The sequence below is a fragment of the Xenorhabdus yunnanensis genome (assembly GCF_028598805.1).
Lineage (GTDB): Bacteria > Pseudomonadota > Gammaproteobacteria > Enterobacterales > Enterobacteriaceae > Xenorhabdus > Xenorhabdus yunnanensis.
In genome coordinates this window covers 1-14641 of record NZ_JAQRFI010000065.1, presented here as the reverse complement: position 1 = coordinate 14641, position 14641 = coordinate 1, and the positions used below count along the sequence as shown (strand labels likewise).

Sequence of the window (14641 nt, the reverse complement as noted above, 5' to 3'; positions counted from 1 at the left end):
GATACTACGTAGATATGATTGATAAGGAGACGAAATAGTGAGGTGCACCCATTGCAATAAAGAGCTGGATTTTGAAGAAGCATATTATTACGAAAATTCCTGCGAACACTGTGAGCGACATTTAGAACTGATGCGATATGAAAGCAGCAAAATAAAATTAATTCGGCTGAGATTTAAATTGTATCTCAGGAAGATTATTAACAGATTTAGGTGAACCAAATAGTCTGATTTTATACCAAGTAGAAATTATTGATAAGGGGATTAGACATGGATAAATTATTAACCAAAGAACAAGTTTGTGATGCATTAGCGGTTAGTAGGGCTACATTATATAGAAAGATTGAATGCGGTCAAATACCAAGACCACTTAAGGATGGTCGCAGCTCAAAATGGAGAGAGAGCGACATACAACCGTATATTGACTCTCTAAATCGTGGATTCAGCCCCCGAATTCGTAAAAAAGATAAATCAGAAAGCTGCAATACGTAACAAATGCTTTTCCCATGCTTCCATCATCTCACGCCTCTCATTTAGATACTCAGCATGATTATATGCGGCAACAGATCTGTTTTGCTCAGCATGCGCTAGCTGCTTTTCAATGACTTCGCGCCTAAACCCCATTTCATACAGGGTTGTTGATGCAGTGGCGCGAAAGTCATGGCATGTTATATATTTGGAACCAAATCCCATGTATTCAATAGCTCTATTTAACGTACTTTCCCCGAGAGGCTTATTTGGGGTATTAACGCCGGGGAAAATTAATCCTTGCTCGTTATCACCAAACAAAACCTCAAGTTTCCTAAAAGTCGCTACCATTCGAGCAGTCAAAGGGACACTATGAGAACGCTTCATCTTCATTCGTTCAGCTTTTATGACCCATATCTTGTTATCGAAGTCAATCTCATCCCAAGTTGCTTGCCTTAACTCAGCTTGACGAACAAATACAAAAGGAAGTAATCCCAGCGCTAGTTTTGTTTGAGAATAGACCCTAGCTTTTTCCAGCCTATCGAAATAGAGCTTAATTTCCTCGTTAGGAAGGCAGCGCGAATGCTTCGTCTTGGGGCGAATGATTGCTCCCTTCAAAGTGGCGGCTGGATCATATTCTGCCCTAAGTGTTGATACTGCATAACAGAAAATAGCGGAGCACCATTGCCGAATTTTTAACGCAGATGAAGCCGACCCTCTGGCCTCCATCAATTTCAATACTTTCAGGATATCGTGAGCGCTAACTTCCTTGATAGGTTTATCACCAAATGCTGGATAGCAGTTTTTATCCAAGAATGTCTTTACCTGCTCAAGCGTTCCGCCTTCCCAGTTAGCCTCTTTTTTTTCTATCCACTCCAAGGCGATGGCCTTGAAAGTATTCCCCTTCTCAATTTCAACTAGGTGTTTTTTTTGCTTCCTAACTTCTGTTGGATTGAATCCCTTTTTTACCTGTTCTTTTGCCCAATCTCGCTCTTTTCTGGCATCAGCCAGACCAATATAAGGATATTCTCCAATAGTGTATCGACCATCTTTAGTCGGCGTTAACCAAAAGCGATACCTCCAGAACTTACCACCAGTGGGTCGAACCTCAAGGTATAACCCATTGCCATCAGGCAGATTATAAGGCTTGTCTTTAGGTTTGGCATTTTTGATTTTGGTATCTGTTAATGGCATCGCAGGACAACTCCGGACAAGATAATGTTGTCCTGTAAATTGTCCTGTTTTTTATGAGCTGTCAAGAGATGAAGTGAGACGCAGTGAGACTAACAATCCTTATCTATCTTGATACTATGGCGATATCTGAGATGCAGTGAGATTACATGAGACGCTAGTGCAGATTACTCAGCAATATCCGCAACATTGATATATCTCGTTGATTTTATTAAAAATAATATGGATTAATATTGTAACTTACTCTGTATGTTGTCCATTTGTTTGGCATAACCTATGATTGGACAATATTAAGGCTATCAGAAAATCGTTTGATCTTAGCATGACGTTGACAGTTTTGTAGAGCGCTTTGCATTCAGACTATATAACAATCGTCATAGGTTGTTGGAATAGTTTTGCAGAGAGAGTCGATTTCCCCGAAGCAATTTTTCCACACAAGATATGAAGAGTAGGTTTTTCTTTTGCAGTTGTTCTTTCTTGTTCAAGAATCCATGTTGATGATTTCATATAGTTCATGTTTTATCTCTCTATCGGGTTTTAGAAAAACAGACTTCAGAAAAACATTTTGTAATGAAATATATCCAATAGATTTCCAGACATTTATAACTATATGACTTTCACCATATGACCGGAACTACGTGATTTGGGCAAGAAAACGCACCCAAGATACCCGATAGAACAGATTAAATCACCTATCTCTTGTGTATCTTGGTATACGACTATTAGGAAGACATTGTGGGGTTAGCTGAAACCATTATTCCCCAATATCCGCAGCGTTGTTTTGATCTTGATTGATCAATTCTCTGACAACACTGGTTGCAAAGCTCCCCGATGGCAAAGAGAAATAGAGGGTGACAGTTTGGTCATCTTGCCATTCCCAATGCAGGTTAAGTGGTTTTACCAATATTGCCCGACGGGCACTCTCCACGCGCTCACGTTTAACCAACGCCCAAAGAGATTCATATTCCAATAAGCATCGTTGTTCGAACTCTAAAGCCTGATGTTGAGTTCCCAATGCCTTGTCACCCGGCAAAGGAGCGGTTATCTGTAATTCCCCATCCATGACTCGCTGCTGTAATGCTGACAATTCTGATTCATCAGCTACAAACCAACTGCCACGTCCTGTTAATTGTAACGCATCACCATTTTTTACCTGCTGATGTTCACCCTGTGCAATACGTATGCTGGCAATAGCATTAAACATGGCGCTCCGACAGGCCGAAAGGTAAAAACTGCGGCGACTGCGTTCTTTAACATGGATTTCATCAGCCGCCCAGCGCTGTGCCTGAACCAAATTTTGTCCACCTCGCCCGAAACGCTGTTCACCAAAGTAATTCGGCACACCAGTTTGCGCTATCTGCTGCAAACGTTTTTCCACAGATTGTCGGTCAGAGATTTCTCTTAATACCAGAGTGAAATCATTGCCTTTCAATGTACCAATCCGTAGTTTGCGTTTCTGGCGGGAAGTTGCCAATACTTCACAACCTTCAAGTTGAAATGCCGTAAAGTCCGGGTCTTGTTTTCCCGGCAAATGCAGGCAAAACCACTGTTCCGTAACTGCGTTGCGATCTTTCAACCCTGCATAACTGACAGAACGAGCCGGAATTTTGGCAAAACGGGCAAGATTATCCGCTACAAATTGGGTATTACATCCCGTTTTACGGATATGTACCATTAAATGTTCGCCTTCTCCGTCAGGAGAAAAACCCAAATCTTCGCGTACAATAAAATCTTCTGGCGTAGCTTTAACAATACCGCTCGCTTCCGGTCGGCCATAAAGCCAGTGTAATTCACTCAATGTCATGCTCATTCCTTCACCAACAAAGCGACTGCTTCGCAGGCAATACCTTCTTTACGACCAACAAATCCCAGTTTTTCTGTTGTTGTCGCTTTAACGTTAATATCATCCATATGGCACTCAAGATCCTCTGCCAGATTAACCCGCATCTGGGGAATATGCGGCAACATTTTCGGTGCTTGTGCAATGATGGTGATATCCAGATTGCCTATCCGATAGCCCTTTGCACGGATACGACGATAAGCTTCTTTCAGTAGTTCACGACTGTCCGCGCCTTTAAAGGCCGGATCGGTATCAGGAAATAATTTACCAATATCTCCCAATGCCGCGGCTCCCAATAGGGCATCTGTGGCAGCATGCAAAGCGACATCACCGTCTGAATGGGCAATTAATCCTTGCTCATAAGGAATGCGGACACCGCCAATGATCAATGGCCCTTCTCCGCCAAATTTATGCACATCAAAACCGTGTCCAATTCTCATACGATAGATTCCTTAGATTTTCGGGATAAGTAAAATTCAGCCAGTGCCAAATCTTCAGGTTGAGTCACTTTTATATTGTCCGCCCGTCCATTGATCAGGACGGGACGATAGCCGCAATGCTCCAGCGCTGAAGATTCATCGGTGATACAGGCTTGTTCTGCCAGCGCTTTGATCAAGCAATCACGCAATAGCAGCAAAGGGAATAATTGTGGGGTCAGGGCATGCCAAAGTCCGTTGCGGTCAACGGTATGAGCAATCAATGTGTGGTTAGTCGTGGATGATTCTTTTTCTGATGGTCGTTCCACTGATAGTTGTTCCACTGCTGTTTTTTCCAATGATAGCGATACCATACGTTTCATGGTATCCCTCACCGGAGAAGCCAAAAGGCCACCGCATACATCAGGAGATTCTGCACGGTGTTCAATAAGCCGCAGCAGGCTATCGAGATCATTTCTATGAAGACAAGGGCGGGCTGCATCATGCACCAAAACCCAAATTGCTTTGTCTGTAGGCAAACCAGCCAAATAATCCAATCCAGCCAATACCGAAGCCGCTCGTTCTTCACCACCAATGACTGTCGCAATTCTTGGATCAGAAGCGATGGGTAATTGCGCAAATTGGGTATCAGCAGGATTCAGCGCAATAATAATGCGTTGTATACGAGGATGCTCAAACAGCGCCGCCACGGTATGTTCAAGAATAGTTTTTCCGGCAATATTGAGATACTGTTTTGGGCAATCAGATTTCATCCGACTACCGATGCCCGCAGCTGGGATCAAGGCAATAATTTCATGATCTTCAACAAAGGCATTGCCGGAAAGAGAAACATTAACAGGGGAATTAAGTCGTAACTTATTCATTTCAATTATTATTTACTGTTTTAATTTAAAAGCTATTTTGCATTATGTTTTGAGGTATCAGGCACTATACGATAAAAAGATTCACCCGGCTTGATCATGCCCAATCCATTACGAGCGCGTTCTTCAATCGCTTCCAGATCCCCTTTAAGATTCCTGAGATCCTGAACTTCAGCAAATAGATGCTCGTTATTTGCCTTAAGTTTAAGATTATTTGCCTCTTGTTTCTCAACTTCGGCCTTGACCTGCATATAATCGTGAATGCCATTTTTTCCGAGCCACAGCGAATACTGTAACCAGCCCAGTAGAACCAGTAATAGTAGCGTTAACTTACCCATTTCCCCCCCTGAAAACCCGCTAATCATCCCATAACTGAAAGAATGACGCTACTTACTCTCACAAAAGTCTTTATAAGACCATTTATAAAACCTGCCAAAATATCATTTTAAAATATGATTTCATTTCGCGACATAATAGAAATGCATTGAATTAAATAAGTGTAGAAACACATTATTCCACTAACAATAATAATGTGTTTCATGATGGTCTGTTAGATGAGGTAGTTAAACTGGCAGGATACTGCGGTTTTTCAGTACAAAAAGTAATTTTTCAATCAAAGAGTCTACAGGCTGTGAGCCATCCAAATGCACATCTGGCTGTTCGGGGGCTTCATAAGCAGCATCAATTCCAGTGAAATTGCGCAATTCTCCCGCTCGTGCTTTTTTATATAGTCCCTTGGGATCACGGGATTCACATACCGCCAGTGGTGTATCGACATGCACTTCAATAAATTGACCTTCTTCCATTAATTCGCGGATTTTTTGCCGTTCTGCTCTATGGGGAGAAATAAATGCCGTCAGTACAACCAGCCCTGCATCAACCATCAATTTTGAGACTTCACCGATCCGCCGGATATTTTCCTGCCGATCGATTTCAGAAAACCCCAAATCACCACACAGACCATGACGAACATTGTCGCCATCCAGTAAGTACGTTTTGACTCCCTGTGAAAATAATGCCTGTTCCAATACTCCTGCAAGGGTTGATTTTCCTGAGCCAGATAGCCCCGTGAACCAAATCACCAGTGCAGAATGCCCATTTGCACTTTCTCGTTGTGCCCGATTCAGGGCATGTGAATGCCAGACAATATTCTGAGCCACTTATTTTCCTCCCAATAGATCACGTACTCCCCAGTGAGGAAAATGGCGGCGAACTAATTGGTTAAATTCCAGTTCAAATTCACTGTATTCTTTAGGATCTTCGTAAACATCTAGTTGGATTTCACGCACCAATCCTGCACCTACAGTCACATTGGTTAAACGATCAATCAGGATAATGCCACCGATATCCGCATTTTGTGCATAGCTGTCGAGCAGTAATGGTTCATCAAATGAAAACTCCACCAGCCCTATTGCATTAAGGGGCAATTCGACCGCAACTTTCTGAGTCAAATTGTTAACATCTACCTGATATCGGATGTTATCGATTTTGCCCCGGCTTTTCTTGCCTGCCACTTTGATATCCAGACTTTGCCCTTGAATCAGCGGCTGTTCTGACATCCAGACAACATCAACTAAAGCATGGCGAGCCACTTTCATTTGATCTTCAATAGCGACCAGCAAATCACCACGACTGATATCTATTTTATCCTTTAATACGATGGTGATAGCTTCTCCAGGCACTGCAAATGTAAGATCCCCGTCAAAAGTGACAATGCTTTCCACTGTAGAAATAACACCAGATGGCATAACTTTAATTTGCTGCCCTTGCCGTAAAACTCCCGACGACAATGTGCCGCTATATCCACGAAAATCAAGATCAGGGCGATTCACATACTGTACGGGAAAACGCAGAGGCTGCTCCGTCGCTTTTGTTTTTACGTCCACGGATTCTAGGATGCTCAGTAGAGTTTCCCCCGTATACCACGCCATTTTTTCACTGTAGGTAACGATGTTATCCCCTTCCAATGCCGAGATTGGAACGAAATAGATATTTAGGTCAGTAGGTAATTGTGCCGCGAAATGCAAATAATCTTGCTTGATCTGTTCAAATATATCTTTTTGATATTCAATCAAATCCATTTTATTTACTGCCACTACCAAGTGACGAATACCCAGTAATGTACTGATAAAACTATGACGGCGGGTTTGTTCCTGAACACCTTTTCGTGCATCTATCAATAAAATGGATAGCTCACTGGTTGAGGCACCTGTAGCCATATTGCGGGTATATTGTTCATGCCCCGGTGTGTCCGCAATGATGAATTTACGCTTTTCCGTAGAGAAATAGCGGTATGCCACGTCAATGGTGATGCCTTGTTCTCGCTCAGCGGCCAATCCATCAACTAATAACGCCAGATCGAGTTTTTCTCCCTGAGTCCCTATTCGCTTGCTATCACTTTGTAAGGTTGCAAGTTGATCCTCATAAATTTGGCGGGTGTCATGCAGCAAGCGGCCAATGAGTGTACTTTTACCATCATCCACGCTGCCACAGGTTAAAAAGCGCAGCAGCCCTTTTTCCTGCTGTGCCCGAAGATAGGCTTCAACTCCGCCTTGCTGCTTGATCTGACTGGCAATGGTTTCATTATGTGCAAGTGCTGGCATATCTGGACTCCTCAAAAATAACCCTGACGCTTTTTCAGTTCCATAGAACCTGACTGATCACTATCAATCAGACGCCCTTGCCGTTCGCTGGTGGTTGATATCAGCATTTCTTCTATAATTTCCGGCAACGTTTCTGCTTCTGACTCCACAGCCCCTGTCAACGGCCAGCAACCCAGTGTTCTGAAACGCACTTTGTGCTGGCTAATCACTTCCCCGGCTTTCAGGTCAATTCGATCATCATCAACCATAAGCAATGTTCCATCACGCCGCACAACCGGACGGGATTTAGCAAAATAAAGGGGGACGATATCAATCTGTTCCAGATAGATGTATTGCCAGATATCCAGCTCTGTCCAGTTGGATAACGGGAAGACACGAATACTTTCGCCTTTGTTTATTTGGCCGTTATAGTTGCGCCAAAGCTCAGGGCGCTGATTCTTGGGGTCCCAACGATGGGAACGATCACGGAATGAATAAATGCGTTCTTTGGCCCGTGATTTTTCTTCATCACGCCGTGCTCCACCAAATGCGGCATCAAAGCCATATTTATCCAGAGCCTGCTTCAATCCTTCTGTTTTCATGATGTCGGTATGTTTTGCGCTGCCATGAATAAAAGGATTAATTCCCAATGCCTCTCCTTGTGGATTACGGTAAACCAGCAATTCAAAGCCATACTTTTCCGCTGTGCGATCACGGAAGTCATACATGTCCTGAAATTTCCAGCCTGTATCCACGTGCAATAAAGGGAAAGGCAGTTTTCCCGGATAAAACGCTTTACGTGCAAGGTGCAGCATCACAGAGGAATCTTTGCCAATCGAATAGAGCATGACAGGGTTGGCAAATTCAGCAGCCACTTCCCGAATGATATGGATACTTTCAGCTTCAAGTTGTTGTAAGTGTGTCAGTCTTTTTTCGTCCATTGAGCATTCCTTATACTAAATCAATCACAGCAGGGCGATTTAATTGACCAGCAGCATTGCTTTGTTCAGTGCATTGCGTTTGAACAATAGATTGTTTTTGATCCGCGGACTGTTTTTGAACAACAGATTGCTGTTCAAACCATGCTATCTGTTGGTGGAGTTGAGCCACCTCTCCGACTACCAGCAAGGCAGGGGATGGCGCTTCCTGAGCCAATCGTTCCAATGCGGATAAGGTTCCGGTCAGTACCTGCTGCTCTGGGCGAGTGCCACAACCAATTACAGCAACGGGGGTGTTACAGTCTCTACCATGTGAAATCAACTTCTGGCTGATTAAAGCGGCTTTTATGGTTCCCATGTAAATTGCCAGTGTTTGATTGCCCCGCGCTAGCGCAGGCCAATCCAATTCACTGCCATTTTCACGGCAGTGTCCTGTAATAAATGTGACGCTTTGCGCGTGCTCTCGATGGGTCAATGGGATACCCGCATAAGCAGAAGCTCCCAACGCTGCTGTAATGCCGGGTACGACTTGAAAGGGTATCCCCTCTGCTGCCGCAATTTGTAGTTCTTCTCCACCACGACCAAAAATAAATGGATCGCCACCTTTGAGGCGAACCACTTTTTTCCCCTGATTCGCTAATTTGACGATGAGTGCATTGGTTTCTTCCTGTGCCACTGAATGATTGCCCGCTCTTTTCCCAACACAGATTTTGTCTGCATCACGGCGAACTAATTCCAGAATTTCTGCACTAACCAAATGGTCATAAAGAACAACGTCAGCCTGCTGGATCACCTGCAAACCTTTTAATGTCAAAAGCCCCGGATCGCCCGGCCCTGCACCTACCAGCGCCAGTTCACCTTGGGTATGAGAATTATTTTGAACCAACTGCTGTTCAAGTTGCTCTTCTGCCTGTTGTAATTGCCCATTGGCAATCAATGTGGCAAAACGCCCATTAAATGCCTTTTCCCAAAAGTGACGTCGCTGATGTATGGAGCTAAAGCGTTGTTTCACTCGTTCACGCCAGCGCCCCGCGATATTTGCCATCGTACCAAGGCTAAATGGGAGCAAGGATTCCAACTTTTCCCGCAATAATTTTGTTAATACCGGAGATTTTCCAGCCGATGAGATCGCCACCATAATCGGCGAGCGATCAATGATTGATGGGAAAATTGCTGAACAGAGTGGTTGGTTATCTACAACATTGGTCAAGATAGCGCGCTTATTAGCTTCTGAAAAAATATGTTGGTTTAGATTGTGATCGTCCGTCGCGGCAATCACCAAAAATACGCCATCAAGATATTCTGTTTTAAACGTTCCCTGTAACCACTCAAATTCTCCTTTTTGATGGCGCAGTTGCAGTTCTACATGCAGTTCAGGAGCGACAATCGTTAATACGGCTCCGGTACGAAGCAATAAGTCTGCTTTGCGGGAAGCGACTTCTCCGCCTCCCACCAGTAGTACAGCTCGGGTTTTGAGCTCAATAAATAAAGGTAAATAGTCCACGATACCATCCCGTGTTAGAGCCTATTTCATGATATACCCAAAGAGTTTCAAGCTACGCAAATAACCAAACAGCAACCTGAAAAAATAAAGGGTATGAACTCTTAATTATTATGATGACTAAAGGATGAATATATGAGGCCGTGATCAAGTTATGAAATGACAAAAAGTAATTATTTGTTCCTGAATCGCATAAGGTAAAAACTTCGATCCCTTATTTCGCCCAAACGATGCATAAAAAGACCATCCGCGCCAGTGCATTACGTCTAACAAAAAGGATTTCAAGCAGATCTTTTTTGCCTTGAAGCTCCTATAACAAGTTTTTTAATATGTTAAGTTAACTTTCTCTGGCCTACACACTGAGCCGACATTATTTGAATAAGAACTAGGACGGTAATTTTATGTCGTACATGATTTATCTAACGTTAAATGGTAAGAAACAAGGCTTAATCTCAGCAGGGTGTTCAACGCTCGACTCTATAGGGAATCGATACCAAAAAGGACATGAAGATCAAAAATCATGCAATATCTCGTCAACAGAATGTTTCTCATCAACCCATACAATTTATCAAGCCAATAGACAAATCTTCGCCACTATTAGCAATGGCTATAGATTCTAACGAATCACTCAATGGCGCATTTATTTTCTATCGGACAAGCCAGACAGGACAATTAGAACTGTTTTATGAAGTAAAAATTACGGAAGCAACTATTGCGGATATTTCCTGTGTCTATCCACACTCTATAAATGATCATGATGTGATGCCATATGAAAAAATCACCCTCAATTATAAGTCCATATCATTTTTATGTGAATAAAGAATACAACAATCACATTATTTCTCATGAATATAGAATTATTTTTAGATTTTTAATTGTTTTCGGTTGCAGGATGTCAGAAATATTATTATCAACATGGGATGAATGGGATTTGCTAAATAATATTTGGAGAGTACCACCCAAGCATAGCAAAAACGGCAAGGAAATAATTAGACCGATACCGGATAATTTTAGAAGTTGGTTGCTTTTATTACATAGGTCAACAAAAAATAGAGGCTATGTTATTGGATTCAGTATGAAGCAATCTACAGCCAGCTCGGTTACTGGGGCGATATGGAAGAGATTAAATCACAAAGAAAATTGGACGGCTCACGATATGCGAAGAGTACTTGCCACAAATTTAAGTGATAATAATTTTGAGCATAATGTGGTTGAGCAATTATTAGGCCATTCATTAAGCGGAGTGGTTGGAATATATAATCGAAGCAAATATATCGAACAAAAAAGATGTGCCCTCAACTGGTGAGTTGGTTATTTAGATTCATTAATTGAAAAAGAGGAAATGAAAAATGATAAATATATTAACTCGTAAAGAATTGGAGGGGCTAGATGGAATTGATAGACTAATCAGAACGGAGAATGCGAATGGCTAACCTCATTAGATAGTCAATACATCCGAAAACTTGAGAAAAAAGGAGAGTTTCCTGCCAAAATAACAATAGGTCCACAAACTAAAGTTTATCGATTATCTGAAATTCAGGCATGGATAAAAGGCACTTGGAAACCAGAATAAAATTAAACTTCATTTAAATTAATAATAACCTCGTTCGCGGGTTTTTTTATTTTGGAGAATATGAAACTATGGCACTAAAATTTACTCCACCGACACCACAAGAACGACAATCAATTTTAAATGAATATGGAGAGAAATATGATCGCAGAATCAGAGAAAAAGAATGTGAGCACCTTTCCAGTTTATCGCGTTCTTGTCGCTGGGTATTAGAGGAAGAAGGTAAATTTCCTAAACGCGTTCCGTTGGGGCGTAATTCCGTCTCATGGTTATTAAGTGATGTTTTATGGTGGGTACGTAATCCGCCAACAGTAGAGAATGTAAATAACCCCTATAGCCGAAAATCAAATTAATTAAGACAAAGTAAATGACATCTAAAAATGTGGCCTTAAATGGTCAGGGACTCGCTCACGCTGAAAATAACCAAGAACCTATTTTAGTTCAGCACAAAGAGAGCCAAAAAAAGAATTATGCCGAAATGATCCCATTAACCGCGGGAACTATTAACGGAAAAGCCGCAATGGTAACTGATGCCCGAAACCTGCATGAGTTTCTGGGTAATAAAGAACTGTTCGCTAGCTGGATCAAACAGCGCATTGAGCAATACGGTTTTATTGAAAATGAGGACTACGAGACTTATTTGGAAAATTCCAAAAAAGGTCGTCCGAGAACCGAATACCGTATTAGCTCTGATATGGCGAAAGAGTTTTCTATGGTGGAACGCACCGAAGAAGGTAAAGAGGCTCGCCAGTACTTTATCGACTGTGAAAAACGCCTGAGAGCTGTTGCACCAGAGGAACACAAAGCCGCTCTGCTTAACTGGCGTAAAAATCGTGTCGCTGCCTGTGAAGATCATAAAAGCATGGCAGATGCGATGAAAGGATACATTGAGCGTACCGGGGACAATCAAAAGGGTTTTGCTTACAGCAATGAATCTAGGTTCATCAATAAATTAGTGCTGGGTATAGATCCCGTCAGATGGGCTAAAAATAAGGGCATCAAATCCAAAGAAGTCAGAGACAACATGACCACAGAGCAATTGCAGCTACTGGCTTACTTGGAATCACGTAACTGTGCATTTCTTGATTTGGATACACCGCCAGAGAAGCGGAAAGTACAATTAACAGAACTGGCTCAACGTTGGTTAGCGCAGCGCATGGAATCGAAGCAATGACACACAGCAGCCATTCTATCGGTTTAAGCGAGAGTATTATTTCTGGTGACTCCTTGAGGTTAAGGAGTCCTGCTGTCGTGGTCCTCAGTTTGGCTTGCTCAATGGTCACTGAATTAATGACCAACGATCACTCAGCGAAATTTTCCGCTCATATATTGGCTGAAATTTTAGCTGATGGGTATGCGAATATTTTCGGACACCTCAATAACTCATTGATAAATATCCAGACGGCAAATATGCAGTCTGCTTATAATTTGAGCATTAGTAATGCTGACTCACAGAATTTGCACAACCCGTTAAGAGTTGCACAAAATTTGCGCGTATCATTTAGCGACGCACAAAAAGAAAAGGATAGCACGGCGAATGCTACCCTTAAGATGATCAGCTTTTTGAATCATGAACTAAATCAATCATTTATCCGTAACGCAGATTTTCTTTACGAAGAATTACAACAACTTAAGAACTTACCATCTTTAAGAGGGTTAGTTAGTTATTGCTCAGATAACCATATGAATAATGTTCACTCGGTTAGTTACTGTTCAGATGATGCTTTGGCTTTGCGCTGTCGGCGTTTGGCCTCTGTTTTGATAGCAGCAACAATATATTTACCTGTGCTTTCACCTGCTTCTCTTGTCATTTCCATTAACTCAACAACTTCGTGTGGAACACGTGCTACCAATTTTTGTGATTTATTGTTTACGTCTGCTGTTGCCATATGTGACCTCGCTATTAAATGGTGGTACACAGTATACATTAAAAAAAGTAAAATAATAGTGTTGGCGCATACCGCATTTCATGATTATAGTGGTGCACACCTTAAGTTTGTAACAGTAGAAAAAAGAACGCCCCCGAATGGTATTACGAGTACCAAACGAGGGCTAACCAACAACGTAAAGGAGCCTTACGCTATGGATACCCCACAGCATAACCAAACTCGCCTTAAATTTACATTCCTAATTGCATCGGGCACTCAGCGGCTGGTGGATATTCACCCTGTACGCCTCATTACTGTTCTGGCAGACAGTGAAGGTGAAGCCCGTCTACTGGCTGGCATGTCCTCTCTGATATTTGTTTCCCGTCAGGAGGTGGACGCATGAGCCAGCCTATCACTATTCATCAAGCCGTTGAAAAGGCGCAACAACTCGAATTTATTAATCAGCTTATTGAGTCATACCCTCATCAAATACAGGGCAGTGAAATATCTGTTATTTCTTCTCTGATGGCGAAGCTATCCGGCGATATTGCTGTATTTCTGATTGAAGTAATCGCGGGTGAGGAAGCTATTGATAACACTTCCCACTGTAGCGATATGTCTACTGTTCAGGGGGCTAACCATGCGTAACCCTGCACCTCATGACTATTACACCCATAAGAACGGGGAAACTGTTCAAGTGCTGTCGGTCGCCTTTAATCGCGTGACGTTTGTCCGTGAAGGTTATACCTACCCGTGCATCATGCCAGTAAGCCGTTTCACTAAAGAATACACCTACGCAGGGAGAGCCTGATTATGTCTGATATCTATAACCATTTGGTACGCAACAATTTTAGCGCCATGAGCACCGAAGAACTTAAAGATCTGCGCAAACATTCCGAAGGGGCATTCAATAGCGTGATGGCGGCAATGTCAGCAATGGGGGAACTGGCTTTCTGGTCAGTTGACAACGAAAACTATGACAATCGTCAGGCAAGGGAGGATTTACGCCGCGTGGGTGAAGCCCTGATGTATTTGCCCCGGATCGCCGAAGCCCTGAATGACACCGCACAGCATGCGGATTTTGAAATTCATCACCGCGAGGGATTTCCGAAATGGTAAGCCATATTGATATTCGTTCGGTGAAAACGGCGGCGCAAGGGCAGTGGCAAGGGTTGCTGTCTGCCTGTGGTGTGGACGTTCCAGCAAAGGGTAAGCATGGTGCTTGCCCTATCTGTGGAGGTAAAGACCGCTTTCACTTCATAGACGACCACGGGAACGGTGTTGTGGTCAACAAAAATTGGTCACTGGCTTAGCGTTTTTCCAAAATAATCGTTCTGACTCATTGGGCGTTAACCCATTGTTATACCAGTGAGGACGAAGCTGGCTGTA

At 42.7% G+C, this 14641-nt stretch carries 20 protein-coding genes and 2 pseudogenes; 11 read left to right on the top strand and 11 right to left on the bottom strand.

Annotation, left to right across the window (positions count from 1 at the left end):
• The first annotated feature begins 267 nt into the window (after window positions 1–267).
• Complete coding sequence (locus PSI23_RS18570; RefSeq protein ID WP_273556466.1) at window positions 268–489, top strand: helix-turn-helix transcriptional regulator; 222 nt, start codon at window positions 268–270, stop codon at window positions 487–489.
• Here PSI23_RS18570 and PSI23_RS18565 read toward each other — a convergent pair.
• The 10 genes from PSI23_RS18565 to cysG form a co-directional block, all read right to left on the bottom strand.
• Entirely contained in the window at window positions 469–1659 is a 1191-nt protein-coding gene (locus tag PSI23_RS18565) for a tyrosine-type recombinase/integrase (RefSeq protein WP_273556465.1), read from the bottom strand. The genes PSI23_RS18570 and PSI23_RS18565 overlap by 21 nt on opposite strands.
• Before the next feature lie 357 nt (window positions 1660–2016).
• On the bottom strand, window positions 2017–2172 hold the full coding sequence (locus PSI23_RS18560) for a hypothetical protein (RefSeq protein ID WP_273556464.1): 156 nt from the start codon (window positions 2170–2172) through the stop codon (window positions 2017–2019).
• A 238-nt stretch (window positions 2173–2410) separates the two neighbouring features.
• Window positions 2411–3460 (bottom strand): tRNA pseudouridine(13) synthase TruD, encoded by a 1050-nt coding sequence (truD, locus tag PSI23_RS18555; protein WP_273556467.1) that lies wholly within the window; start codon window positions 3458–3460, stop codon window positions 2411–2413.
• Between the two features lie 2 nt (window positions 3461–3462).
• Entirely contained in the window at window positions 3463–3936 is a 474-nt protein-coding gene (gene ispF, locus PSI23_RS18550; protein ID WP_099113361.1) for a 2-C-methyl-D-erythritol 2,4-cyclodiphosphate synthase, read from the bottom strand.
• Window positions 3933–4796, bottom strand: a complete 864-nt coding sequence (locus PSI23_RS18545) for an IspD/TarI family cytidylyltransferase (protein ID WP_273556463.1) — start codon at window positions 4794–4796, stop codon at window positions 3933–3935. Before PSI23_RS18545 ends, ispF begins: the two co-directional genes overlap by 4 nt.
• A 32-nt stretch (window positions 4797–4828) precedes the next feature.
• A complete protein-coding gene (gene ftsB, locus PSI23_RS18540; protein ID WP_273556462.1) occupies window positions 4829–5131 on the bottom strand; it encodes a cell division protein FtsB in 303 nt (100 codons plus the stop codon).
• 225 nt (window positions 5132–5356) lie between these two features.
• Complete coding sequence (gene cysC / locus PSI23_RS18535) at window positions 5357–5953, bottom strand: adenylyl-sulfate kinase (RefSeq protein ID WP_273556461.1); 597 nt, start codon at window positions 5951–5953, stop codon at window positions 5357–5359.
• Window positions 5954–7396 carry a sulfate adenylyltransferase subunit CysN gene (cysN, locus tag PSI23_RS18530; protein WP_273556460.1) on the bottom strand — a complete coding sequence of 481 codons (1443 nt, stop codon included), beginning with the start codon at window positions 7394–7396 and terminating at the stop codon, window positions 5954–5956.
• An 11-nt stretch (window positions 7397–7407) separates the two neighbouring features.
• The gene (gene cysD, locus PSI23_RS18525; protein WP_273556459.1) at window positions 7408–8316 is read right to left on the bottom strand and encodes a sulfate adenylyltransferase subunit CysD; all 909 of its coding nucleotides are present in this window, start codon (window positions 8314–8316) and stop codon (window positions 7408–7410) included.
• 10 nt (window positions 8317–8326) lie between these two features.
• Window positions 8327–9817 (bottom strand): siroheme synthase CysG, encoded by a 1491-nt coding sequence (gene cysG, locus PSI23_RS18520; protein ID WP_273556458.1) that lies wholly within the window; start codon window positions 9815–9817, stop codon window positions 8327–8329.
• 398 nt (window positions 9818–10215) lie between these two features.
• Here cysG and PSI23_RS18515 point away from each other — a divergent pair.
• The 5 genes and pseudogenes from PSI23_RS18515 to PSI23_RS18495 all read left to right on the top strand — a co-directional run bounded on the left by PSI23_RS18515 (window position 10216) and on the right by PSI23_RS18495 (window position 12558).
• Window positions 10216–10633 (top strand): annotated as a pseudogene (locus tag PSI23_RS18515) (Hcp family type VI secretion system effector).
• Window positions 10584–11120, top strand: coding sequence for a site-specific integrase (locus PSI23_RS18510; protein ID WP_273556457.1), 537 nt, complete (start codon window positions 10584–10586; stop codon window positions 11118–11120). The pseudogene PSI23_RS18515 and the gene PSI23_RS18510 overlap by 50 nt, the downstream one beginning before the upstream one ends.
• A 147-nt stretch (window positions 11121–11267) precedes the next feature.
• On the top strand, window positions 11268–11387 hold the full coding sequence (locus PSI23_RS22810; RefSeq protein ID WP_309145418.1) for a helix-turn-helix transcriptional regulator: 120 nt from the start codon (window positions 11268–11270) through the stop codon (window positions 11385–11387).
• A 68-nt stretch (window positions 11388–11455) separates the two neighbouring features.
• The gene (locus tag PSI23_RS18500; protein WP_273556456.1) at window positions 11456–11737 is read left to right on the top strand and encodes a helix-turn-helix transcriptional regulator; all 282 of its coding nucleotides are present in this window, start codon (window positions 11456–11458) and stop codon (window positions 11735–11737) included.
• 14 nt (window positions 11738–11751) lie between these two features.
• The gene (locus tag PSI23_RS18495; RefSeq protein ID WP_273556455.1) at window positions 11752–12558 is read left to right on the top strand and encodes an antA/AntB antirepressor family protein; all 807 of its coding nucleotides are present in this window, start codon (window positions 11752–11754) and stop codon (window positions 12556–12558) included.
• Between the two features lie 532 nt (window positions 12559–13090).
• Here PSI23_RS18495 and PSI23_RS18490 read toward each other — a convergent pair.
• Window positions 13091–13273, bottom strand: coding sequence for a YlcI/YnfO family protein (locus PSI23_RS18490; protein WP_074019022.1), 183 nt, complete (start codon window positions 13271–13273; stop codon window positions 13091–13093).
• A 193-nt stretch (window positions 13274–13466) separates the two neighbouring features.
• On the opposite strand from PSI23_RS18490, the gene PSI23_RS18485 reads away from it, so the two are divergent.
• The 5 genes and pseudogenes from PSI23_RS18485 to PSI23_RS18465 all read left to right on the top strand — a co-directional run.
• Window positions 13467–13655, top strand: a complete 189-nt coding sequence (locus PSI23_RS18485; RefSeq protein WP_273556454.1) for a hypothetical protein — start codon at window positions 13467–13469, stop codon at window positions 13653–13655.
• The gene (locus tag PSI23_RS18480) at window positions 13652–13900 is read left to right on the top strand and encodes a hypothetical protein (protein WP_273556453.1); all 249 of its coding nucleotides are present in this window, start codon (window positions 13652–13654) and stop codon (window positions 13898–13900) included. The genes PSI23_RS18485 and PSI23_RS18480 overlap by 4 nt, the downstream gene beginning before the upstream one ends.
• On the top strand, window positions 13893–14063 hold the full coding sequence (locus PSI23_RS18475; RefSeq protein ID WP_273556452.1) for a DUF4222 domain-containing protein: 171 nt from the start codon (window positions 13893–13895) through the stop codon (window positions 14061–14063). Before PSI23_RS18480 ends, PSI23_RS18475 begins: the two co-directional genes overlap by 8 nt.
• A gap of 2 nt (window positions 14064–14065) precedes the next feature.
• Complete coding sequence (locus PSI23_RS18470) at window positions 14066–14371, top strand: hypothetical protein (protein WP_273556451.1); 306 nt, start codon at window positions 14066–14068, stop codon at window positions 14369–14371.
• Window positions 14365–14532: pseudogene (locus PSI23_RS18465) on the top strand (primase-helicase zinc-binding domain-containing protein); the annotation flags it as partial. The gene PSI23_RS18470 and the pseudogene PSI23_RS18465, both read left to right, overlap by 7 nt.
• Window positions 14533–14641 lie beyond the last annotated feature (109 nt).